Source organism: Neobacillus endophyticus, from assembly GCF_013248975.1.
GTDB classification, from domain to species: domain Bacteria; phylum Bacillota; class Bacilli; order Bacillales; family Cytobacillaceae; genus Neobacillus; species Neobacillus endophyticus.
Window position 1 is genome coordinate 20,759 of sequence record NZ_JABRWH010000001.1, and the last position, 22,891, is coordinate 43,649.

Annotated in this window: 28 protein-coding genes; 6 read left to right on the forward strand and 22 right to left on the reverse strand. The window is 38.5% G+C overall.

The window, feature by feature from the left end; genetic code table 11:
* Nucleotides 1-7 precede the first annotated feature (7 nt).
* Both yqeH and HPT25_RS00120 read right to left on the reverse strand, forming a co-directional pair.
* The gene (gene yqeH / locus HPT25_RS00115) at nucleotides 8-1,114 is read right to left on the reverse strand and encodes a ribosome biogenesis GTPase YqeH (RefSeq protein WP_173058341.1); all 1,107 of its coding nucleotides are present in this window, start codon (nucleotides 1,112-1,114) and stop codon (nucleotides 8-10) included.
* Nucleotides 1,115-1,117: 3 nt separating this feature from the next.
* Nucleotides 1,118-1,633, reverse strand: coding sequence for a YqeG family HAD IIIA-type phosphatase (locus HPT25_RS00120; RefSeq protein WP_173058343.1), 516 nt, complete (start codon nucleotides 1,631-1,633; stop codon nucleotides 1,118-1,120).
* Nucleotides 1,634-2,121: 488 nt separating this feature from the next.
* On the opposite strand from HPT25_RS00120, the gene HPT25_RS00125 reads away from it, so the two are divergent.
* Complete coding sequence (locus tag HPT25_RS00125) at nucleotides 2,122-2,262, forward strand: sporulation histidine kinase inhibitor Sda (protein WP_173058345.1); 141 nt, start codon at nucleotides 2,122-2,124, stop codon at nucleotides 2,260-2,262.
* A gap of 72 nt (nucleotides 2,263-2,334) precedes the next feature.
* Here HPT25_RS00125 and HPT25_RS00130 read toward each other — a convergent pair whose 3' ends face one another.
* Complete coding sequence (locus HPT25_RS00130; RefSeq protein WP_173058347.1) at nucleotides 2,335-3,117, reverse strand: phosphatidylserine decarboxylase; 783 nt, start codon at nucleotides 3,115-3,117, stop codon at nucleotides 2,335-2,337.
* A 129-nt stretch (nucleotides 3,118-3,246) separates the two neighbouring features.
* Between HPT25_RS00130 and pssA the strand changes: the two genes are divergently transcribed.
* Nucleotides 3,247-3,786, forward strand: a complete 540-nt coding sequence (gene pssA / locus HPT25_RS00135; protein WP_173058349.1) for a CDP-diacylglycerol--serine O-phosphatidyltransferase — start codon at nucleotides 3,247-3,249, stop codon at nucleotides 3,784-3,786.
* Nucleotides 3,787-3,955: 169 nt separating this feature from the next.
* Nucleotides 3,956-4,672, forward strand: a complete 717-nt coding sequence (sigK, locus tag HPT25_RS00140; protein WP_173058351.1) for an RNA polymerase sporulation sigma factor SigK — start codon at nucleotides 3,956-3,958, stop codon at nucleotides 4,670-4,672.
* A 10-nt stretch (nucleotides 4,673-4,682) separates the two neighbouring features.
* Here the strand turns inward: sigK and HPT25_RS00145 are convergent, their stop codons facing one another.
* Nucleotides 4,683-5,657 (reverse strand): F510_1955 family glycosylhydrolase, encoded by a 975-nt coding sequence (locus HPT25_RS00145; RefSeq protein WP_173058353.1) that lies wholly within the window; start codon nucleotides 5,655-5,657, stop codon nucleotides 4,683-4,685.
* 42 nt (nucleotides 5,658-5,699) lie between these two features.
* Nucleotides 5,700-6,374 carry a response regulator transcription factor gene (locus HPT25_RS00150; protein ID WP_173058355.1) on the reverse strand — a complete coding sequence of 225 codons (675 nt, stop codon included), beginning with the start codon at nucleotides 6,372-6,374 and terminating at the stop codon, nucleotides 5,700-5,702.
* Nucleotides 6,375-6,537: 163 nt separating this feature from the next.
* Between HPT25_RS00150 and HPT25_RS00155 the strand changes: the two genes are divergently transcribed.
* Nucleotides 6,538-6,720 carry a hypothetical protein gene (locus HPT25_RS00155; RefSeq protein WP_173058357.1) on the forward strand — a complete coding sequence of 61 codons (183 nt, stop codon included), beginning with the start codon at nucleotides 6,538-6,540 and terminating at the stop codon, nucleotides 6,718-6,720.
* A gap of 118 nt (nucleotides 6,721-6,838) precedes the next feature.
* Nucleotides 6,839-8,632, forward strand: coding sequence for a M3 family oligoendopeptidase (locus HPT25_RS00160; protein WP_173058359.1), 1,794 nt, complete (start codon nucleotides 6,839-6,841; stop codon nucleotides 8,630-8,632).
* Between the two features lie 444 nt (nucleotides 8,633-9,076).
* Here HPT25_RS00160 and HPT25_RS00165 read toward each other — a convergent pair whose 3' ends face one another.
* From HPT25_RS00165 to HPT25_RS00190, 6 genes are all read right to left on the reverse strand, one after another.
* The gene (locus HPT25_RS00165) at nucleotides 9,077-9,217 is read right to left on the reverse strand and encodes a YrzI family small protein (RefSeq protein WP_173058361.1); all 141 of its coding nucleotides are present in this window, start codon (nucleotides 9,215-9,217) and stop codon (nucleotides 9,077-9,079) included.
* A 30-nt stretch (nucleotides 9,218-9,247) separates the two neighbouring features.
* Complete coding sequence (locus tag HPT25_RS00170; protein ID WP_173058363.1) at nucleotides 9,248-9,382, reverse strand: YrzI family small protein; 135 nt, start codon at nucleotides 9,380-9,382, stop codon at nucleotides 9,248-9,250.
* A gap of 416 nt (nucleotides 9,383-9,798) precedes the next feature.
* Nucleotides 9,799-10,932 (reverse strand): bifunctional cystathionine gamma-lyase/homocysteine desulfhydrase, encoded by a 1,134-nt coding sequence (locus HPT25_RS00175; protein ID WP_173058365.1) that lies wholly within the window; start codon nucleotides 10,930-10,932, stop codon nucleotides 9,799-9,801.
* Between the two features lie 3 nt (nucleotides 10,933-10,935).
* The gene (locus tag HPT25_RS00180) at nucleotides 10,936-11,859 is read right to left on the reverse strand and encodes a PLP-dependent cysteine synthase family protein (protein WP_173058367.1); all 924 of its coding nucleotides are present in this window, start codon (nucleotides 11,857-11,859) and stop codon (nucleotides 10,936-10,938) included.
* Nucleotides 11,860-11,869: 10 nt separating this feature from the next.
* Complete coding sequence (gene mtnN, locus HPT25_RS00185; protein WP_173058369.1) at nucleotides 11,870-12,571, reverse strand: 5'-methylthioadenosine/S-adenosylhomocysteine nucleosidase; 702 nt, start codon at nucleotides 12,569-12,571, stop codon at nucleotides 11,870-11,872.
* Nucleotides 12,572-12,586: 15 nt separating this feature from the next.
* Nucleotides 12,587-13,225 (reverse strand): class I SAM-dependent methyltransferase, encoded by a 639-nt coding sequence (locus tag HPT25_RS00190; RefSeq protein ID WP_173070768.1) that lies wholly within the window; start codon nucleotides 13,223-13,225, stop codon nucleotides 12,587-12,589.
* A gap of 164 nt (nucleotides 13,226-13,389) precedes the next feature.
* Here HPT25_RS00190 and HPT25_RS00195 point away from each other — a divergent pair, with 164 nt between their 5' ends.
* Nucleotides 13,390-13,593: a YrzA family protein gene (locus tag HPT25_RS00195; RefSeq protein WP_173058371.1), complete on the forward strand. Its 204-nt coding sequence runs from the start codon at nucleotides 13,390-13,392 to the stop codon at nucleotides 13,591-13,593.
* A gap of 33 nt (nucleotides 13,594-13,626) precedes the next feature.
* Here the strand turns inward: HPT25_RS00195 and HPT25_RS00200 are convergent, their stop codons facing one another.
* From HPT25_RS00200 to HPT25_RS00250, 11 genes are all read right to left on the reverse strand, one after another.
* Entirely contained in the window at nucleotides 13,627-14,292 is a 666-nt protein-coding gene (locus HPT25_RS00200) for a YrrS family protein (protein WP_173058373.1), read from the reverse strand.
* A 120-nt stretch (nucleotides 14,293-14,412) separates the two neighbouring features.
* Nucleotides 14,413-16,164, reverse strand: coding sequence for a peptidoglycan D,D-transpeptidase FtsI family protein (locus HPT25_RS00205; protein ID WP_173058375.1), 1,752 nt, complete (start codon nucleotides 16,162-16,164; stop codon nucleotides 14,413-14,415).
* Between the two features lie 50 nt (nucleotides 16,165-16,214).
* Nucleotides 16,215-16,691 carry a transcription elongation factor GreA gene (greA, locus tag HPT25_RS00210; protein WP_173058377.1) on the reverse strand — a complete coding sequence of 159 codons (477 nt, stop codon included), beginning with the start codon at nucleotides 16,689-16,691 and terminating at the stop codon, nucleotides 16,215-16,217.
* Nucleotides 16,692-16,856: 165 nt separating this feature from the next.
* On the reverse strand, nucleotides 16,857-17,492 hold the full coding sequence (gene udk / locus HPT25_RS00215; RefSeq protein ID WP_173058379.1) for a uridine kinase: 636 nt from the start codon (nucleotides 17,490-17,492) through the stop codon (nucleotides 16,857-16,859).
* Between the two features lies 1 nt (nucleotide 17,493).
* The gene (locus HPT25_RS00220; protein WP_173058381.1) at nucleotides 17,494-18,762 is read right to left on the reverse strand and encodes a peptidase U32 family protein; all 1,269 of its coding nucleotides are present in this window, start codon (nucleotides 18,760-18,762) and stop codon (nucleotides 17,494-17,496) included.
* Nucleotides 18,763-18,779: 17 nt separating this feature from the next.
* Entirely contained in the window at nucleotides 18,780-19,709 is a 930-nt protein-coding gene (locus HPT25_RS00225; RefSeq protein ID WP_173058383.1) for a peptidase U32 family protein, read from the reverse strand.
* Complete coding sequence (locus HPT25_RS00230; protein WP_173058385.1) at nucleotides 19,706-20,356, reverse strand: O-methyltransferase; 651 nt, start codon at nucleotides 20,354-20,356, stop codon at nucleotides 19,706-19,708. Before HPT25_RS00230 ends, HPT25_RS00225 begins: the two co-directional genes overlap by 4 nt.
* A gap of 150 nt (nucleotides 20,357-20,506) precedes the next feature.
* Nucleotides 20,507-21,631 carry an endolytic transglycosylase MltG gene (gene mltG / locus HPT25_RS00235; protein ID WP_246277109.1) on the reverse strand — a complete coding sequence of 375 codons (1,125 nt, stop codon included), beginning with the start codon at nucleotides 21,629-21,631 and terminating at the stop codon, nucleotides 20,507-20,509.
* 212 nt (nucleotides 21,632-21,843) lie between these two features.
* The gene (locus HPT25_RS00240) at nucleotides 21,844-22,158 is read right to left on the reverse strand and encodes a DUF1292 domain-containing protein (protein WP_173058387.1); all 315 of its coding nucleotides are present in this window, start codon (nucleotides 22,156-22,158) and stop codon (nucleotides 21,844-21,846) included.
* Between the two features lie 12 nt (nucleotides 22,159-22,170).
* Nucleotides 22,171-22,587, reverse strand: a complete 417-nt coding sequence (ruvX, locus tag HPT25_RS00245) for a Holliday junction resolvase RuvX (protein WP_173058389.1) — start codon at nucleotides 22,585-22,587, stop codon at nucleotides 22,171-22,173.
* A 3-nt stretch (nucleotides 22,588-22,590) separates the two neighbouring features.
* Entirely contained in the window at nucleotides 22,591-22,857 is a 267-nt protein-coding gene (locus HPT25_RS00250; protein ID WP_173058391.1) for an IreB family regulatory phosphoprotein, read from the reverse strand.
* Between the last annotated feature and the right edge of the window lie 34 nt (nucleotides 22,858-22,891).

Consider the following 22,891-nt stretch of genomic DNA (forward strand, 5'->3'; position numbering starts at 1 on the left):
CGTTCTATTAAATTAGTGATTTTCGAATCATCGCTTGAACGCCTTTTGGTACATAGGCGACTACTTTTGCTCCAGGTTCGTTAACCGTTATCCAGCCTAATCCAGAAAAAACGATATCTGTTTTTGGTTCTTTAATCATAAATTCTTGTTTGACAAGCTCTGGGAAATGCTCTAACTGTTCCCGTCTTGGAGGCGACAGTAATTCACCCGCATGTTTTTCATAAAGTTCAGCCGCTGTTTCTGTTTTTGTCCTGTGAATTTTTATTTCATTTGATACGTAGCAAACAAATGATCTTCTGCCTCCGCTGATATAATCAAACCGGGCAAGTCCTCCGAAAAATAAAGTCTGGCCTTCATTTAGTTGAAAAACCATTGGCTTAATTTCCTTTTTAGGAGTAATTATTTTTAAATCCCCTTTATCTATATAGTGGGCCATTTGATGGTGATTGATGATACCTGGTGTATCCATTAAGGCCTTTCCATCTTCAAGTGGTATTTCAATGATATCCAATGTTGTTCCAGGGAAATGAGATGTAGTAATGATATCCCCTTCACCCGTCACTTCTTTAATAATCCGATTAATAAAGGTTGATTTCCCAACGTTTGTACAACCTACAATATAGACATCTTTGCCATTTCGATATTCATCAATTGCAGCTGCTGCTTCTTTTATTCCCCATCCTTTTGACGCACTAACGAGAAAAACTTCTTCTGGTCTTAAACCGAGCTCTCTCGCCTCTGATTTCATCCAATGAATTAGTTTATTGTGTTTTACTGATTTAGGCAAAAGATCCACTTTATTTCCAACAAGCAGAACGTTGTTTTCACCTACAAATCGATGCAATCCTGGAAGCCAGCTTCCATTAAAATCAAAAATATCGACGATCATCACAATTAAAGCCTTTGTTTCTCCAATTCCATTAAGAATTTTCAAAAAGTCATCATCCGTTAACTCGACATCTTGAATTTCATTATAGTGCTTTAATCGAAAGCATCTTTGACAAATGATAATTTCTTTTTCTAAGGCCGAGGCAGGTGCATACCCTATTTTCTCCGGTTCTTCCGTCTGAATTTTTACGCCGCAGCCAATACATACTTGCTTTTGATCACTCACAGTTTAATCCTCCCATTGCAACATCCCTCTTTTTCGAAACCAATTCAATATTCTTCGCTCCGCAAAACGGTTGAATTTTGTCATAAATCCGTCCGTTTGAGCTACAGGGACAACAAGGATTGTGTGAAAACCACTGCGATTACCACCAAGTACATCTGTCATTAGCTGATCACCAATGACCACAGCCTCTTCCTTTTTAATACCCATTTGCGACAATGCTTTTTTAAAGGCTCCAGCCATAGGTTTTTTCGCCTGATAAATAAACGGAATTTGAAGCGGATCGGCAAATGCCTTTACTCTTGTTTGATTATTGTTAGAAACAATGGTGATCAGTATATTATGTTTCTTCATATCATCAAACCAGCTAATTAATTTAGGAGTAGCGTTTGGCCGGTCCCATTCAACCAATGTATTGTCCAAATCTGTAATAATCCCTTTAATTCCTCGTTCCTTTAAATGCTGTGGAGATATATCAAAAATACTTTTAACATGCTCATTTGGTAAAAAAATTTCAAACACTCAGTTTACACCTCATTATAATTCCAAGTATCCAACAAATCGGTTTCGCCCTTTTCTTGTACCATCATAACTAATTTCATCTTTTGTTTCAAAAGAAAAGTGGAATCCTCTTGTCATTTTATTGATTCAGCTCTTCATTTCTTAATATTCGCCAAAAAGCAACATTTCTCGCATGTTTCATTGTTTTTTTATGATGGTAAACACAAAAATAATGTAGTTTTTTTGAAATTTAAAAATATTTTTCGACAAACATCTACTTTTTTATCACTTGTGGATAAAGTTATTAACATTATACCCGTTGAACCGGTAAGATTTTTCCAATTTACAAACAATTTACCAACAAATTATCCACCGGGCTCTGTGGATAAAGCAGGCGATTGTTCTACAGGAATAAATTTGGTAGATTAAGGGTACAACATCTGAACGTACTATTTTATGTATAAAAACTAAAAATAGAACTACGAAAAAAAGTGGAGGTGGAGTCTGCCATGCGAAAATTGTCAGATGAATTGCTGATTGAATCCTATTTTAAAGCAAAGGAACTTAATTTAAGCCCGGATTTCATTAACCTTATTGAGTGCGAAATTCACCGCCGTTCCTTGTATAATAAAATCAAAATTTCATCTTAACATCTAAAACCTGCCCTATAAAGGGCTTTTCTTTTTTTGTAAGGAACTTTCTGCACCCATTGCAAACAATTTTTATTTATGCATGGTTCCCAGTTTCGCTCCAACGTATAATTCTTGAGGCGTTTTTAAATCCGGATTTAGTTGGAATGTGTTTTTTTCAAATAATAAGACAACTGTCGATCCAAAACTAAAATAGGCCATTTCGCCTCCCTTTTCCAGCTCTGAGCCTGCATGTATCGTTTCAATGGAATTGACGAACATCGCTCCAACTTTTACAACCGCTATATGTCCAAAATCCGTTTTTATTTCAGTGATCACTCGATAATTTTTCGCAAGTGTCCGCACCCCGTATTTTAAGCCCAATTTATTGACAGGATAGGATTTCGAGCCAAGTTTCCATTGCTTTGTTATAGTACCATTAACAGGACTATGTATCCGATGATAATGACTTGGACTTAAATACAGGATGATATATGTACCGTTTAAATATTTTTCCAGAACTTCTCTGTCCCCAAGCATTTCTTCAATGGAATAAATTTTCCCCTTAACCATAATTTCACTTGATTCTTTAATTGGTCCAACATCCTCAAAAACCGCATCTACCGGGCTTATGACTGAATCAGCACTTGCATCCACTTCTCTCGCATCTTTTTTTAACTTTCTTACAAATAACGCATGAAGTGTCGGGTATTCATGAAGCCCTTTCTCCATTTCGTCCTGATTTAAATGATAAGCCTTTGCAAATACGGGTACCATAAAGCGACTGGAACGTGATTGGGCAAATTTTTTTAAAATAACTGAAGTCCATCTTCCATTTGTTAATTCAATCAATAATCGATAAAGCGGTTGAATCATGTACAGCCCCCCAAAAAGTGTAAAATTACTCTTTACGAATAAACATAAAAACCTTAGAATGAAATAAATTAGAGTAAATTATGGAAATTTAAATCCCTTCCCCCTGTTAGAAAGGAGTGGTGTGAAGAAATGTTTTTATTACATGTTCTCGACCAGACAGTAAAAAAGCTAAAAGCACAAACAGCCAATGTCATTACGTTAGCAAATTTATCATTGGGCGGATTTGCCATCGTTTTTGGGATTAAAGGAAATTTACGATTAAGCTTACTGCTTATTTTTGTAGCCGCACTTGCCGACCGTTTTGATGGGATGATTGCGAGAAAGTTCCATATTGAATCAGATTTAGGCAAACAATTGGATTCCATGAGTGATATTATATCATTCGGTGTTGCACCTGCACTATTACTATATCAAGGAATTCTCCATGAATTTGGCGGGCCTGGTTCCTTTTTTACCATTTTTTATATCGGATGCGGAGCCTTTCGATTAGCACGTTTTAACATTTCTGAAAGTAATGGTTACTTTACCGGGCTTCCCATAACTGCGGCAGGGTGCTTAGTCACCTTAAGTTTTTTGAGTATTTCTTATCTCCCGCCGGAAGCCTTTTTATTCATCATCATCATATTATCATTCCTTATGGTCAGCACCTTTAAACTGAAAAAAGTGTAATCCTATATATTTTTCACATTTCAATGACTTACTTTGGGCGGATCCAAGGTAAGTCATTTTTTACTAATTTCTATTTTCTTCGAAATAAAATTTTATGGACAGACACAATTTCCTGTTTTTTTCATAGGAATTAATAATAGGCTTTAGTCCAATACGGGGGTGGATATGGATGTCTGGAATCTTGACAGCTCTCGGATATTTAGTAAAGGAATTTTTGTTTCTCGTTTCTTATGTAAAGAACAACGCCTTCCCTCAACCCCTATCGGCCGCTGAGGAAAGAAAGTACTTGCGTCTTATGGCAGAAGGGGATTCTCACGCACGGAATATGTTAATTGAACACAATTTGCGATTAGTCGCTCATATTGTCAAAAAATTTGAAAACACCGGTGAGGATTCGGAGGATCTTATTTCTATTGGAACCATCGGCTTAATCAAAGCGATCGAAAGCTATTCTGAAGGAAAAGGAACAAAACTAGCCACATATGCCGCAAGATGTATTGAAAATGAGATCCTCATGCATTTGCGGGCTCTCAAAAAAACAAAAAAAGATGTTTCTCTTCACGACCCGATAGGCCAGGATAAGGAAGGTAATGAGATTTCCCTGATTGATGTTCTTAAATCAGAATCTGAAGATGTAATTGATACCATACAGCTTAACATGGAGCTGGAAAAGATTAAAAAGTATATTGAAGTTCTTGATGACCGGGAAAAAGAAGTCATTATCGGCCGATTTGGACTTGATTTGCAAAAAGAAAAAACACAACGAGAAATTGCCAAAGAACTAGGTATTTCCCGCAGCTATGTATCAAGAATTGAGAAGAGGGCTTTAATGAAAATGTTCCATGAATTTTATCGGGCAGAAAAAGAAAGGAAGAAAAAAAATTAAGTGCCGGACATTATTCCGGCACTTTTTTTCCCTTTGCAAGGATCGTCGTCCAATTTTTTCCTGAGTCATTGGAGATAAAAACATCATTTTGATATGTCGTAAAGGCCAGCTGCTTCATATTTTTAGGATTCACAGCGACATAGGTTATAGGATTATCATAATTTAAAAAGGGAATGGAAATATTTTCTTGTTCCCCTGTTTTAGGATTCACCTTCTTAAATAAAATAGCGTTATTTTCTACACTGGAATATATGATTGTGTCTCCAGAAAAGGTAAGAGCTGTTACCATGACGGGGCTTGTGACTGGTTTCATTGAATTCCCGTAGTCAGTAGAATAATAAATACCGGTCCTTGTGGACATCGCCATTATTGCCCCGTGAGAAGGATGAACCGCCAGCATCCCAAGTGAATCAGCGGCAAATCCTTTGAAAGCACTCTTTCCCCACGTTTTCCCATTATCTTTTGTATAGTATACTCCTTGATTTAACTGGTTTGCCGGTTGCTCATTCAACACATAAATGACATGACTGAAATTACCGGCCGCAAAGAACCTAAATGCATCCTCTGCATGGAAGGTGATTGGGCTATAGGATTTTCCTTTATCAAGACTTTTAACTAAACCTAAAGGATCCTTAAGCCCAGATCCTTTTTGAGGATGTCCGCTCGCAATATACCCTTCATCAATTGCCTGGAATCCTGTATAGTTATGTAAATTCGTTGTAGATTGATACCAATTCCCTTTTTTATACATTTTTATTCCGCTTTTTGTTGCGATATAAAGGGAATCATCATTACCTGGAAAACCTAAACCTTGAATGCTGCTTACCTTTAAGTCATTTGCCTCGACAATTTCATATTTTGCCTTTGCTGCCGTATTCGTGGCCTTAATCAATTTTGGGGGATCCGGACTGTAAGTTGAGCAACCGGATATAACCAAGATCAGGTATACCAATATTATAGGAAAGATTTTTGAAAGAAGCTTCATTTTTTCCTCCTGAAATCCATAAATTTATAAATTTCTGAGTTTTCAATTCTTATTCACCCACTTATACCCCATCCCCCATACCGTTGTCAAATATTCCTCTGCCGGAAAACCCGTTTTTCGCAATTTTTCTCTAAGGTTTCGAACATGTGAGTCAATAGTTCGATCTTCTGTTGACACTGCATACCCCCAAATAGATGTCAAAAGATGCTCCCTGGTAAAAACTTTGTTGCGGTTTTGCAGAAATAGTCCCAGTAAGGCAAATTCCTTTGGCGTTACAGGGATTTTCTGACCAGCATAGGATACCTCAAAGGACTCTTCATTTAAAGTTAAACCATTAAAATAGAGTAAATTACTGCTGCTTTTCCTCCGTAAAACTGCTTCCATTCTTGCAATTAATTCCTCTTCATCAAAAGGCTTGGAAATATAGTCATCTGCCCCTATTTTTAAGCCATTAACTATATCGGCTTTTTCATTTCGGGCTGTAAGCATAATAATCGGTATATCCCAGTTTTTGCGGATTTCCTTACATGCCTCCCAGCCATCCATTTCCGGCATCATAATATCCAAAAGAATTAGATCTGCTTGTTCTTTTTCAAGATAACTGATTGCCTCCATCGCAGAAGTGAACTTTAAGCAAATATATCCTTTTGGCTTTAAATAAAGGGTTAATAAATCTAACATTCTAATTTCGTCATCTACGATTAGAATCTTTCTCATTGCTTCCCTCTCCTGATCAAATAATATGGATAAATTATACTATAAGTCTGTACCTAATAAACCGAAATTTCTTTTACGTTCGGATCGCCCAACTAAACACATGCCTACTCAAACTATAAAAACGTTCATATGTTAATAATAAATGAAGAAAGGAGGATCTAAAATGGCTTATGGTGGTTTTCCATATTCACCCTCTCCCTGGGGCTATCCGGCTGCCTATCCCGGCTCACCAGCCTCTTATGGCACTTACGGCGCGGGCACAGGTATTTGGATTGCTATCATTATCATACTCTTCATCCTGCTATTCATCTTCGGAGCCTGGTGGTGGTTCACTTGTTTCTATTAATCCTTTTTTGCTTGTGCCCCTAGCACAAGCTGTTTCATTTTTAGGAAGTGTGAATCATCGAACTTTCCAGAAAATAAGATATAATGGAATAGTACATATTGAAATGGGGGTATGATCTATGAACTCCACAGCATATTCTGATGTGTGGAATCTTGATGAATTTTTTCCTGGAGGGAGTCATTCACCAGAATTCCAAGCATACCTGATGAAGACAGAGGAATTAATTAAGCGCTTTCAAATCAATGTAAAAAACTGGTCTCCTGGTCATTCACTTGAGGACCCAAAAATATTATGGGAGTTGCTCCAAGATTTAGAGCAAGCCATAAAAAAACAGAGCCAGGCCGCTTCATTTGTCGAATGTTTGCAAGCACAAAATACTGAAGATAAAAAGACATATGAGCTGAATTCAAAAGTTACTAGTTTGAATGCTATTCTTGATACAGCATTGGGTACTTTTGAGAATCGTTTGTCCGCAATAGATGAAATCAAATGGCAGGAAATGCTTATCAAAGAACCTTTGTCAGAGTTTTCATTTGTGTTATCAGAATGGCGTGAACAAACAAAAGATAAGCTTTCTCAAGAAGAAGAAGCAATAATCAGTACTCTCGAAGTAGATGGCTATCATAGTTGGGGGCAGTTATATGATGTAATCGTCAGCAAGATTAAAATTCCTGTCAAGGAAGACGGGGAGGAGAAACTTCTTTCCGCTGGACAGGCTTATAATAAATTTTCAAGCCCAGACCGTAAAGTTCGTGCCGCTGTTTTTAAAGCTTGGGAGAATGCTTGGGAAGAACAGGCTGATCTATTGGCGAAAACCTTAAACCATTTGGCTGGTTTCCGTTTAAATGTGTATAAAAAGCGCGGTTGGGAAAATGTCTTGAAGGAACCATTAACTATCAACAGAATGAAAAAAGAAACGTTAGATTCGATGTGGGCAGTTATTTCCGATAACAAACAAAAACTTGTCGAATATTTGACGCGGAAAGCCAAGCTACTTGGGGTTGAAAAATTAAGCTGGTATGATTTGGAGTCCCCCTACGGAAAGGTTGATTCTAAAATTTCTTACCAGCATGGCGCCGAATTCATTGAACAAAATTTCGCCTTTTTCAGCGAAAAAATGGCGGCTTTTGCAAAGAAGGCATTTAAAGATCAATGGATAGAAGCAGAGGATCGTCCTAGGAAGGCTCCTGGAGGCTTTTGTACCTCTTTCCCTGATAGTGGACAATCAAGGATTTTTATGACCTATTCCGGAACGCAATCAAATGTATCTACTCTTGCTCATGAACTGGGACATGGTTTTCATTCATTTGCGATGAAGGATGTGCCGCTGCTCAATTGCCGATATGCAATGAATGTGGCGGAAACCGCTTCAACTTTTGCTGAAATGATTGTCTCAGATGCTTCCGTTAAAAATGCCAAAAATAAAGAAGAGAAGCTTGCATTGCTAGATGACAAAATTCAGCGAACGGTAGCATTATTAATGAATATATATGCACGCTTTTTATTTGAAATAAGATTTTATGAAGAACGGAAGCAAGGAGTCGTTTCTGTCAAGCGGCTGAGCGAATTAATGGAAGATGCCCAAAAAGAGGCTTATGCTGATGCATTAGCAGAGTACCACCCATTATTCTGGGCCTCAAAGCTGCACTTTTTCATCACAAGTGTACCGTTCTATAACTTCCCTTACACGTTCGGATTTCTTTTTTCACTTGGAATCTATTCTCAGGCTCTTGAGGAAGGGAAAGGATACGAGGAAAAGTATATAGCCCTGTTAAAAGACACAGCCTCCATGTCGGTAGAAGATCTTGCGAGAAAGCATTTAGGCGCAGATTTAACTCAAAGAGAATTTTGGAAAAAGGCCGTTCATATCTGTCTTGAAGATATTGATGAATTTTTACAATTGACGAACTAAAAATAAATGCATCGGCGCTGAAAAACGCCGATGCTTCTGTTTTCATTCTACACTGCTCACCTCTGCAGAAATGACACAGCCAATAGCTCCAGTAATGACGAAAGCCATGACGACCATAAAGAGCATATCCCCACCCCTTACCTTCAATCAGCTATCCGGTAATCTTACTTTAGCATATTTTAACGGTAAAAGGATTTAATAATTTTGAAAAATATGTTAAATCATACATTTCTCTATTATTGTATAAAGAAAAATATGATGGTATCATTACCCTTTTTTCTTTATTCGAAATAAAAGTGATAAAAGTAAACTATGCAACGGCATGTTCGTACCCCCTATTTTTTTATAAGCGGCTAGGTGGTATCTTTCATACCCCATAAGCTTGCTCCTCTTCTTTGAATTAGATAAATCATAATAAAACCACCTTTCATTTTTTAGTTTTGCTTACATAATCCGAAATAACGAAATTTGCTTATCTCTGCTTTGTTCATATAATTTTTCCACTTGTTCCTGATGCTGCGCTTCTTCCAGACTTACTTTTCGTTTTTTAATTGTAATCGACAAAAAGAATATATTCAGTGTCATCTTGATCACATCCTTTCTAAAATTGCCTGATTACATATAATAATTGATATTTCGCTCCTTGTAATGCTCATATAGCTTTGCAACTTGCTCCTGATGTGCAGCCTCCTGAGCAGTCACTTTATTCTTTTTAAACGTAATCGAAAAAAATATAATATTGAGTGTCATCCATGTTCACCTCCAGCAACATTTTTAATTTATGCAGTATCTTTCAAATTGGCGAGTAAAAAGGGCACAAAAAGGCCGCAAGGAGATACTTCCCTGCGGCCTTTTGAAATTTTGGCACAAAAATACCGCAAGGCGCATTCTCCCTGCGGCATGGATAGGAAAAATAATACTAACTAACAGACCCAATCCAATTCGGTCGAATGCATGATATTCAAATGTAAAGTTGTAGTTTCAGCCAACAATCTTGGATATCTAATCATTTTCATCGACCTCCTTTGGAATTTTTTACTCGTTAAGGTAATTATATCCACGTCTGAACACTTTGTAAACCACTTTCTAGTGAGTTTCTCGAAAAAAGGTGTCAGACACCATGTGAATTCTTCACATGGTGCCTGACACCTTTACTACTATACACACTATGATAATGCTTTGGTTAGGTCTTCGATTAGGTCTTCGACGTCTTCGATACCGACGGAGATTCGAACGAGACCGTCTGTGATTCCGAGTTCTGCCCGGCGCTCGGCAGGTATGGATGCGTGGGTCATTCTTGCCGGTACGGAGATTAGGCTTTCGACTGCACCCAGGCTTTCTGCCAAGGTAAAATATTTTATTTTGCTTAGAAGGCGATCAGCGTTTTCTGCGCTTCCGACGTCAAAGGAAACCATTCCGCCAAAGCCTCCTGCTTGCTTTTTGGCAATGTGGTGTCCTGGGTGATGTTCAAGTCCAGGATAATATACCTTTTCAACCTTTGGATGATGTTGAAGAAACTCAACAATCGCATTTGTGTTTGCTTCTGTTTCTTCCATACGAACTCCAAGTGTTTTAATCCCTCTGATCAGCAGCCAGGAATCCTGAGGTCCTAATACCCCGCCTGTTGAATTTTGAACAAAATGCAGGTCTTCTGCAAGCTGATCACGATTAACTACCACTAAGCCGGCAACAACATCACTATGTCCGCCAATGTACTTTGTTGCACTGTGGAGGACAATGTCTGCTCCAAGCTCAATAGGATTTTGCCAGTAAGGAGTCGAAAACGTATTATCGACAATCGTTAATAGTTGATGTTCTTTTGCAAGAGCAGCTGCCGCTTCAATATCAGTAATTTTCAGCAGCGGATTTGTCGGTGTCTCAATATAAATCGCTTTTGTATTTGGCTTAATTTCCCGCTTTATGTTTTCCAAATCGCTTGTATCGACAAAGGTAAATTCCATTCCCATCCTGTTTAATACCTTTGTCATCACACGAAATGTACCACCATAAACATCATCAGTTAAAATAACATGATCACCACTGTTAAACAACATCATAACAGCCGTAATAGCTGCCATTCCGGAACCAAACGCGAAACCGGCAGTGCCGCCCTCAATATCTTTTATTAATTCTTCCAGTGCATGCCTTGTCGGATTCCCTGTACGTGAATATTCAAATCCTTTATGTCCACCTACACCTTCCTGTTTATACGTGCTAACCTGATAAATAGGAAAAACAACAGCGCCTGTTGCCGGATCCTCACTTATCCCCCCATGAATGAGCCGCGTTTTTCGTTTCATATGTTAAATACCTCCTTGAAAAATCTTCTTGCTTAAGTAACGTTCACTGCCATCCGGAAAAATAACTGCGATATTGGTGCCTGGATCAGCAGTCTGGGCCTCTTTCAACGCAGCATAAAAAGCTGCACCCGATGAACTTCCAACAAGCAATCCTTCCTTCTCTGCCAGTTCTTTGACGAAGCGAAAAGCCTCTATATCTGTTACAGTGTGAATCGCATCAAAATAATCCAGATCCATAAACGGAGGTATAAATTCCATACCGATTCCCTCCGTTTTATGCGGACCTGGTTCTCCTCCATTTAAAATGGAGCCTTCCGGTTCTACAATAACCGTTTTTATATCCTTATTTTGTTCTTTTAAAAATCGGGCAGTGCCCATAAAAGTTCCACCGGAGCCAGCACCTGCTACAAATATATCAATTTGTCCATCCAATTGATCCCAAATTTCTGGACCCAGTGTTTTATAATAAGTGGATGGGTTGGCAGGATTGGCAAATTGTTGAGGGCAATAGGAGCCTGAAATCTCTTTCAATAGTTCCTCAGCTTTCTTTATTGCCCCTTTGATTCCCAATTCCGTTGGGGTATTAACGATTTGCCCCCCCAAGGCCTTCATGATTTCTTGCTTTTCCGTGCTAAATTTCTCAGGGACACAGAGGATCACCTTTACTCCTTTATTTAACGCAGCTAACGCCAAACCAATTCCAGTATTACCTGCAGTAGGCTCTATCACTGTCCCGCCTTTGCTGAGCTTTCCGCTGGAAAAAGCTTCATTTAACAGCTCAATTCCAAGTCGGTCCTTCACACTGCCCCCGGGGTTCATGAATTCCAGCTTCGCAAATATGCGAACGCCTTCAGGCAAAGAAAATTGTGTAATCTCAACCACTGGTGTATGCCCAATTAATTCATGGACGTTTTTAAAAACCTTCATATTTCCACTCCTACGAGCTTTTTAATGATGCCACCATTTTCATCACTAATGTGGCTGAATTAGTTGCCGCTTTATCGATAAATTGATCAAATGAAATTTCGGATTGCTTGCCAGCAATGTCAGAAAGGGAGCGAATAATCACAAACGGAACACCAAACTGGTGAGCAACTTGTGCAATTGCAGCGGCTTCCATTTCTACAGCTTGCAAATTTTCAAATTTGGAACGGACAAATTCCACCCGATCCGCATTTTCCATAAAAGAGTCACCAGTTGCAATCAACCCTCTAACGATTTGGAAATTCTCCAACTCATTGGCAGCCTTTTCTGCAACTCCGATTAATTTTTCATCTGCACTAAAGGCAGCCGGAAGCTGTGGAACCTGCCCATATTCATAGCCAAAAGCTGTAACATCCACATCATGATGTCGAACCTCAGTGGAAATAACTGCATCTCCAACATTTAGGTCCGGATTTAAGCCACCAGCTGAACCTGTGTTAATTATGCAATCTGGCTGAAATTTTTCAAGTAGAATGGTAGTAGACATGGCTGCGTTCACTTTGCCAATGCCAGAACGAAGCAGGATGACTTCTGCTCCTTCCATGTTCCCAAATGTAAATTCACAGCCAGCGATTGTTTCTTGAGTTTGATTGCTGATATGATCTCTTAGTAAAGCTACTTCTTCTTCCATTGCTCCAATGATGGCGATTTTCATCTTTAAACCTCTCTCCTACTGTTTTACGCCCTCCATTAACCAGACAAACTCGTTATATTTTTGAAAGCTGAAGCTAAAACCGTTTTGTTTTAAAATATCCTCTAATAACGGGATCGTTGTATAATATTCAGTTTCTAAGTCTTGTGCTAGGTTAAGAAAGCCTTCCTTTTTTGCTTTTACGATTTGTTGTTTATAATCTTCCTCTGATTCGAACATCGTATCCGCGAACACTATTTTACCACCAACTGAAAGAAGCTTGCCATAAAAACCTATAGCTTCTGCTTTTTCCTCATCCGTAAGGTGGTGAAAAGCATAGGTGCTGACAATGGTATCCACTTGATCTATTACAGGAAACACCAAAAAATCCCCATCCAGCAGCTTTAACTGATTTCCAAGCTTTTCTCCTGCAATTCTTCGCATGGACGGCGATGGTTCAATTCCCGTCACCTTTAAATTATGTTCCAACAATTTGTTTGTTAAATTACCTGTGCCGACGCCAAATTCTAGCACATGACCGAATGAATGCTGCGCAACTGCTGTTAATATTTGCTCATAATTAGAAAATACTTCTTTATACTCGATGTCGCGGCCAACGACGGTATCATCATATGAATCCGCCCACTCTTCAAAAATCTCTAAAAACTCTCTTCCCATAATAAAATCACTCTCCGATGTCATAACCGATATTTCCTATCAATATACTATGTTTTAGAAGAAAAGCTGTTCCTAACTTGCCATACTCAAAATGTTTCTTCAAGAAATACGTTGCCTGACAGGAATGGTTTTACTAGAATAAAACTATTGAAAGGAGGTTTACCATGAACTTTCAGTTAGATTTTATTGAAGATAAAGTTGAGTTTTTCGAAGCAGCAGATCTAAAAACATTACAGAAGAAAATTGAATCACAAATCGAAGTGAACAAAGCCATTTTACTGGGTGTCCATTCTGTTTCCCATCAAATGCATGTAGCAGACAATGGAAGAACATATTTCACGGCAGTTGTTCATTTTAAAAAGAAATAGGATGGTGCCTGAAAAATGGCCCATCCTTATCTTTTATCGCTCCAATTGTGATAATTCTTCTACTTTCGTCGGCATCCAGCCTTGTCCATCTACCCATTTGATATAAACGCGGTATACCTGCTGCTTATCTTTTGAATATACGGTCCCGATCGATGCATTTGACGTTGATTTATCGCGTCCAAGCCAATATACTGTCATGTTGCTTGGATCCAATCCTGTCGCATATGACATCGCATTAAGCATTTCCTGCCAATCGACTGATTTGGTATCATAGACTGGCGTGTGTTCGCCAGTTTGTGAGGTGCCCAAAGGTCTCCAAGCAGGATTTACCGTGGTTTTCACAACATTTGGTGAGCTTCCGCCAGTTGAAACTACAGCTTGGGACTGGTCTGCCTGCCCTGTGGAAGACTCATCAGAATTTTGATTATTATTATCATCGGCACTATTATCGGAGTTTTGTGTTTCATTACTAACTGCCTCCTGTGTCTTCTCCTTTTTAGATGCCGTTTGCTTTTGTTCCGAATTAACCGTGGCTTTATTGGGTGTAGAAGCAGTATCATTACCAGAAGCAAAAATATGGTATCCGACAAAAATAATTAATAACACGACAATAACAATCAAACTATTTAAAATAAGGTTTGTTTTCTTTCTTTTAGAGCGGTAGCCTGAGCGTGAGTTTTGCTCGAAATTATTATTCAACTAAATCACTTCCCCTTTTTTCTAGGCTGTAAATATTCTAACATGATTTAAGGAGAACTTTAAAGGATTTATATAAGCAGAAAAAAACCACAAGTCATAAGACCTGAGGCTAAAGAACGATTATGGATGGTTTTGATATAGCATTTCCACCATATCGGCGAAAAGAAGATTAATTCCGCCTTCATTATCAAATACGTCCAGATTTACGGCAACTAAAGCATATTTAGGATGATGGTACGGGAAATAACCGGCAAACCATTTATTATGCAGCTGTTTATTGTTCACATATTTCCCTGTTTCAGCTGTCCCTGATTTTCCAGCCACTTCATATGGAAGATCTTTAAACCATCTGCCAGTTCCGTTTGGATTTGCCACAACCTCTCTAAGCAACTTTTGCAGCTTCATGGCTGTATAGGGTGAAATGGTGTTTCCAGGTAATTTTCTTTCAGGAAAATGGGCCATTGTAGTGCCGTTTCTATACTCAATCTTCGAAACTGCCCTCACCATCTCCTTTTGACCTCCGCGGGCAATGGTGGCCATCATATTGGCGACTGCAAGAGGCGTTGCCCGAACCTCATGTTGACCAATTCCGGACATCGCAGCAAAATTGGCATCCTGCCTTGCAGAGTCTATTAAGAATATCCTTCCTGGATCTTCTCCAGAAAATTGCCTAAATCCGCTCGTGTGATAAATATTCCCTATCCAGCCAACAGATCCGATTAGAGACAGCTTGGCAGCGTAACTATCCAGCATATGAGGATTCATTTTTTGTAATTGCTGTGCCAGCTCGCCAAATGTTCGATTACAGCTGCGGGCAAAGCTTTCACTGAAATTTATCATGCCATAATTATACGTTAATTCCGGTTTACCATTTATTTTTTTACTGCAATTAAACATCCTGGCAGGATCGTCCAAACTATTGTCAATCGCAGCAGCAGCAGTAACCGTCTTAAACACAGATCCTAATATTTGCTGTTTTAACATTTGATTTGTAATTCCTACACTGCTATATGGATCCTTTTTATTTATTTTAGGTCGCGATACCATAGCAAGAACACTGTTATCCTCTATATTCAGGAGAACCAGTCCACCTTTTTTAATATGATACTTTTCGACCATTTTTTCTGCATTTTGCTGAATATTTTTGTCAATTGTCGTCCGGATATTGAGTGGAAAAAACGGATTGGCTGGATCAACATATTTAACATTAATTCCAAATAACGGTGAACCATTGCCATCCACATGAAAGACAAGCTTTGATTTCCCTTCAGGAAGAAGAAATTCATCAAAACTTTCCTCCAGCCCGGATACTCCTATTAAGGTTTTCTCAGATAATTCTTTGTGGGGATAGCGGCTTTTAAGCTCAGCTGAATTTTCTCCTGTTAATCCGATCAACTGCTCTGCAGGGAAGTCAGCCCGTTCAAACTTTTTCTCTAAAGCAAAAACGCCAGGGGAATTAAGCTTATTAATCAGATTCATTTGCTTAGAGTTCAACTCGACAGGTTTAGGTTCCCCGAAGGCAAATGGCTGTTTTGCGTTATTCACTGCCTTTTTTAAGGCGTTTGTAGGAATTCCAGTAATCTCCGACACCTTTGATGCATCCCAATTAAGTTTTTTTAAAAATGGAAACAGAACAAGAACATTCATTTTACTATATGTAAGCATATTGCCGTTTCTATCGAGGAAATTCCCCCTTCCATTATCAATTTCCAATTCCTCCGTCCGCTGCTTTACACTTTCATCCATTAAATTAATATTATGCTTAGAAAATGCTTCTGTTTTCACCAATTGAATTTGACAAAGTCGAATAATTAAGAGAGTAAAACTGGTGACACATATAACCAAAAAGACAATGATCCGTTTTCTGAGCATAAAAAAACACCTCATCAAAAGTTTTGACGAGGTGTACCTTTTTTAAACCATTACTTTATGCTGACAATTCTTACACTCATTTCACCGCCAGGAGTTTGAACCGAAACCTGGTCGCCGACTTTTTTGCCGATCAGGCTCTTGGCAATTGGAGAATCGTTAGAAATTTTACCTTCAAAAGGATCTGCTTCTGCACTGCCGACGATGGTGTAAGTCTCTTCTTCGCCATCTGGCAGCTCAACAAATGTTACAGAACGGCCTAATGCAACAGAATCGCCAGCTAATTCGCCTTCACTGATGATTTTGGCATTGCGAATCATATTTTCTAAAGTTGTGATTCTTCCTTCTACAAAGGCTTGCTCTTCTTTGGCAGAATCATACTCAGAGTTTTCAGATAAATCCCCAAAACTTCTGGCGATTTTTATTCTTTCAACGACCTCTTTACGTTTAACTGTTTTTAATTGCTCAAGCTCTTGCTCAAGTTTTTCTTTACCTGCAAGTGTCATTGGAAATTCTTTTTCTGCAGCCATAATCCACACTCCTTCTAGTCTTCACAATCCCCCATTAGAATTGTGTATGTAATTTTATGTATATATTATGCCATGAGACACAATACATAGTTGCGCGTCCTGAAAATAGGGCGCGCATCTTATTTATTCATTGTAATTAATAAAACCTTTTCATTTGCTATTGTTTCATAAAAATGACTTTTGTTCAAGAATTGTTTGAATTTTTGTCACCATCAAATCAATCGCAACATGGTTTTGTCCGCCTTCAGGAATAATGATATCTGCATATCGCTTTGTAGGTTCAATAAATTGATTATGCATCGGTCGAACAACATTTGTATATTGTTCAATAACAGATTCAAATGTTCTTCCCCGCTCTTTAATGTCACGGGTCAATCTGCGGATAATTCTTATATCAGCGTCCGTGTCGACAAACAATTTAATATCCATTAAATTTCTCAGACGCTCATCTTCGAGTACCAATATTCCCTCTAAAATGATAACATCCTTTGGTTCAACATGTATGACTTGATCTGATCGTGTATGAATGGAGTAATCATATACTGGTTTCTCAATTGGCTTATAATTTAAAAGATTCTCAATATGTTCGATCAGCAAATCATTGTCAAATGCCAATGGGTGGTCATAATTTGTTTTCAAGCGCTCCTCAAAAGGAAGGTCACTTTGGTCTTTATAATAGTAATCCTGTTCAAGAATTAATATGGAATGTCCTTTAAAACTTTCATAAATAGCCTTTGTCACACTTGTCTTCCCGGAGCCGGAGCCGCCGGTCACACCAATAACAACAGGTTTAGGCATCATGCTAGTTCTCCTTTCGCATCATGTTGTTTGGGTAAACCGGTTTGTCCAATTTAAACCGTACAATTTGAAGCGGATGTCTTGCAGCATCCAATTCATTTCCTTTTTCATCCCAAATTTTATCGATTACATGGGTGAAATTTTGAATTTCAGGTCCAAAGAATTCAACTTCATCCCCTGGTCTAAAATGGTTTCGCTGCTGCAATGTAACCATTTGCTCTTCTGCATCATAATTCAATACAAGCCCCACAAATTCAAACTTTGTCTTCTTGCTATGATTACCAAACATTTGCTCTTTATACCCAGGAATTCCCTCAAAAAATGCTGGTGCCGTTTCACGGTTTGCACATTTATCGAGTTCTTCCAGCCATTCGCGCTTAATCACAAAATTATCAGGGTCGGCACAATAAGCATCAATCACTTTGCGATACACACTGACAACTGTTGCAATGTAGTGAATGGATTTCATACGCCCTTCAATTTTCAAACTATCAATGCCAAGCTCAATCATTTTTGGAATCGACTGAATCAAATTTAGATCTTTCGGGCTCATGGCAAAAGGCGCATCTCCTTCATTATAAAGGGCAGCCTCGTTTCCGCCTTCAAGCTCATAAAGGTCATAGTCCCAGCGGCAGGACTGACAGCATCCTCCACGGTTTGAATCCCTTGCAGTCATGTGATTACTTAATGTACAGCGACCGGAATAGGCAATACACATCGCACCATGGATAAAGGTTTCAATTTCAATATCCACCTTTTCCTTCATTTCCTTTATCTCTTCTGCACTCGTTTCACGAGCAAGTACTACCCGTTCCAAACCTTCTTGCTGCCAAAATTGAATCGCCTTCCAATTGGATAATGATTGCTGAGTACTTAAATGAACCTCAATCTCCGGAGCAATTCTGCGGCATGTTTCGATAATCAATGGGTCGGCAACAATTATACCAGCGATCCCAGCCTCTTTTAACCCTGTTAAATATTCCTCCAAACCCGAAATATTTTCATTATGGGCATATATATTGGTCGTCACGTAAATTTTAGCACCATACTGTTTTGCAAACTCCACTCCTTCCTTGATTTCTTCAAGCGTAAAGTTATCGGCATTGGAACGGAGACCATACTCCTGTCCGCCAATAAATACGGCATCGGCACCATATTGCACAGCAATTTTCAATTTTTCAAGATTGCCTGCTGGAGCAAGGAGTTCCGGCTTTTTCACAATCACACGTTTTCCGTCGATAATCTCTGAAATCTTATCAGTTACAGTATTCACGTACGAACTCCTCCCTTTTAATAAACTGTTTCTTTGAAAAAGAATCCTGTATCCAATGGACGGTTTTCAGGCTGAATTTCTTCGAGTTCAGCAAGCAACTCATCCTTTTTATCATCATAAAGATCCGGATCCTCATAAAATAAATCGATTGCCTTTCGATATGCTTTTGTTACCGCTAGAATATATTCAGGGCTTTTTAATATCCCGTCAATTTTAAAGGAATCTACACCGGCTTCCAACATTTCTTGAAGCTCATCAATAATGCAAATATCATTAGGGCTCATAATATGTGTTCCATTTGCATCCTCAAATATCGGGTATTTATTTTCCCGTTCTTTATCATGCAGGACCATATTCTTTTGCTGTTTGCGGTTTTCAATCTCAAGTGCTTTGCCTTGGTATTCAAAATAATTTCCTAATAAGGACCGCTTAGATTGGAACATACAACTCATACCATGGACCTGTACTTCAATTTCAACCTCTGCCTGTTCAGCAATTTCCACAATCGCATCCATATTGATTTCTCTTGCAATTACAGCTCTTTTTGCTCCTTTACGTCCCCAATAATTGCATGTATACCAGTTTGTTCCGGTTGTCTCTGTGCTCCAATGAAGCTTCATTTCAGGAACGGATTCTTTAGCCGCCATTAAAACAGCCGGATCGCCAAATATAATGGCATCAGCACCTGCATCCGATACAAATTTAATATATTCGCCTAATTCATCCACAAGATCATTGTGAAAAATCGCACTCATGGCAACATAAACTTTTTTCCCTTTTGATTGAGCTAGCTCAATCGCCTTTTCAACATCTTGACGGTTAAATTCACCGGCAAGTCTTAAACCGTAACGTTGTTCACCAATAACAAAGGCATCAGCCCCCGCATCTGAAAGCGGGATTATATCAGCAACTGAAATGGGTGTAACGAGTAATTCCGTTTTTTTCATTTGCTTTCACCTCTTTTTTTGCTTACTGCGACTCCATCACCAACTGGAAGAATAACTGAATCATAATCCGGATGATTCATTAACCATCTGTTAAAATCAGCAATCTTCTTCACAATATTTCTTGTTCTTTTCGAATCAATTACATCCTGCGCAACTAGACCTTTAAACAGGACGTTATCTGTTATAATCATTCCATCATCACGAAGGAATTTAGAATAAATTTCAAAGAACTTTTGATATTGGCCTTTAGCTGCATCGATAAAAATCGCATGAAAAGGGCCATAGTCACGAACTGCGTTCTCAAGATCTAGCGCATCACCTTTTAATAGCGTAATTTGCTTTCCGTGATTGGACCTATTTATAAATTCCTCTGCTGCCAAATAGCGTTCTTCATCACGCTCAATTGTTACAATTTGAACTTCTGGAAGTGCATCAGCAATCCTTAACGCAGAATAGCCAATGGCCGTACCAATTTCTAAAATTTTAATTGAGCGATGAATCCTAAGTAATTGCAGCGTGGTTTCGATTCCAGAGAGCTCCATAATAGGAACATGATGAACTGCAGCGTACTCTTCCATTTCTTTTAATAATGGATCTCTCTCAGGAATTAGCCCCTCAATATAAGAAAGCAGCTTTTTATCCAACAAGCTGCGTCACTCCCTTAAAAGCATTTTTACCAAAATGTGAATCTTTAGACATAATGAAAACTCGCCAGTCGGCGAGTTCATTCTTTTAAATACTTGAACTATTTTACCACAAAGAAAGGCAGAATGCGAATAATTCTCTCTTTAGGTTCATTATTTTTTGCTGGTAATATACTTAGCTTTTACCTGATTATGTTCCGCTAATGTTTTTGTAAAAATAATATTGCCCGATGGTGTTGCCAAAAAGTAGTAGTAGTCTGATTTTGCCGGATCAAGGGCTGCTTCAATTGAGGTCCTTCCGGCATTAGCAATTGGCCCCGGAGGCAGTCCTGTATGAATGTAAGTATTATATGGGGAATTTACCTCTAAATCCTTATATAGAACTTTATCTTTATGCCTTCCTTCCGCATAAAGAACAGTGGGATCTGTTTGCAGCGGCATATCTTTTTGTATTCGATTATAAAAAACGCTGGCAATCATTTTTCGATTGGTTTTCCCTGTCGCTTCTTCTTCCACCAAGGATGCCATAGTCAGCATCTCATGGATAGAAAGCTTCTTTTGTTTCATTTCAATCGTATAATCAGATAACACAGTTCGGGTTTTATTCAGCATAGCTGTGACCATTTCTTCTATTGAAGGGTTCGGCTTATAAAACGAGTAAGTGGCCGGGAATAAATATCCTTCAAGTGGATATCTCACTGACGTATTAAGTATTTCATTTGTTAATATGTCTGGATATTTAACTATAAGAGATTTAATGAATTGTTTGTCGTTTAATTTATTGATAATGACGGCATCGGGCTGTTTAACTGCCTTTGCCATAATATCTGCAATTTCCTTTAATTGAGTTCCTTCCGGGATCGTGAATTTAACAGCCGCATTTGAAAGGACCTTTCCAGTTTTTAAACGATTGACAATTTCTGCAACATCCATGGAAGGGCTAAGCTCATAATTTCCTGCCATAAAGCCGCCTTCATTTTTAAGCTTAACATAATATTTAAATACTTGCGCACTTTTAATGATTCCGTTTTTCTCTAATTCTGTTGCGATTTCTGCTACCGATGATCCAATTGGGATATCTACTTTTTTCACCTGGTTATTATTTGGATTCATAGGTTTAAGTGCAGATGTCACATAGAGATAACCTCCGCCGCCGATAAGAACAATTAATAATACTAATACAGTTGATACAATCATGACAATCTTTCTAACAATACGTGCTTCCCTTTGCTGATCGAGTAATTTCTTTCGAATTATATCTTTTTTGTCTGCTCCCAATTTTCACCCCTCCTTTTTAAACCTCAAATGTACTTATGTAAGATTCTTCCCTTTTTGATCATTATGTAGAGAATTTATACCATAAGGCATCGTAATTATTTCAGCATATAGCAAGAAAAATGTCAATTTCATTCGAAATATGGCGTACCTGTGTAGAATCTTGGCTCAAATAAAAAAGACCAGCTCCATGCAAGCTGGTCCTCATTTGTTTTCTATTGTTCTTCTTCATCCTCAACAAAGGTATTGAATACCTCTTCAATCATTTCCCATTCTTCATCTGTTTCGATTGGCAACAGCTCGCCTAAACCACCGTCTTCAGTCGGTATGTAAGCATAGGCATGAACCGTACCACCGTCTTCATCTTCATCCTCTGCTTCTCCAACAGGATAGAACAGAACATAAGATTTTTCATATTCTTCTGAATCAAATGTTAATAGGATTTCAAATAATTCTTCGTCACCATTTTCATTCACAAGGGTAATATAGCGATCCTCTTCCTCGTGATTATGATTATGTTCGTTAGACATTTCTTCACCTCATTATTTTTTACTATCAAGGTAGCCTTGCAGTATCATGACAGCAGCCATTTTATCTATCACTTTCTTGCGTTTTTTTCTGCTAACGTCAGCTTCGAGCAAAACTCGTTCAGCTGCCATTGTCGTCAGGCGCTCGTCCCATAAAACTGCAGGAACGGAGAATTTGCGTTCAATTTCTTCTGCGTATTGTTTGCTGGCTTCTCCGCGCGGACCGATGGTGCCGTTCATATTTTTGGGCAAGCCCACTACGACTTCACTAACTTGATAATCTTTTATAATTTGACCAATCTCTTCAAAACCAAAATCTCGTCTTTCTTCATTGATTTTGAGTGTTTTCATGCCTTGTGCCGTCCACCCAAGCTCATCACTAAGGGCAATTCCGACCGTTTTTGAACCGACATCTAAACCCAATATCCGCATTCCTTAAACCTCTCGCTGTTTTTTAAGATAGGATTTCACTAACTCCTCAATAATTTCATCGCGTTCAAGCTTGCGAATAATATTTCGGGCATCTCGATGACGCGGAATGTAAGCTGGATCTCCAGATAAAAGGTAACCGACTATTTGATTGATGGGATTATACCCTTTTTCCTTTAAAGCCTCATAAACTTGTAATAAAACATCATTTACATCATGTTCAAAAGGATCTTCAGGAAAATTAAATCTCATCGTTTTGTCGAATGAACTCATTTCACGCACCTCACATTTCTTCAAGAGGAGAGAA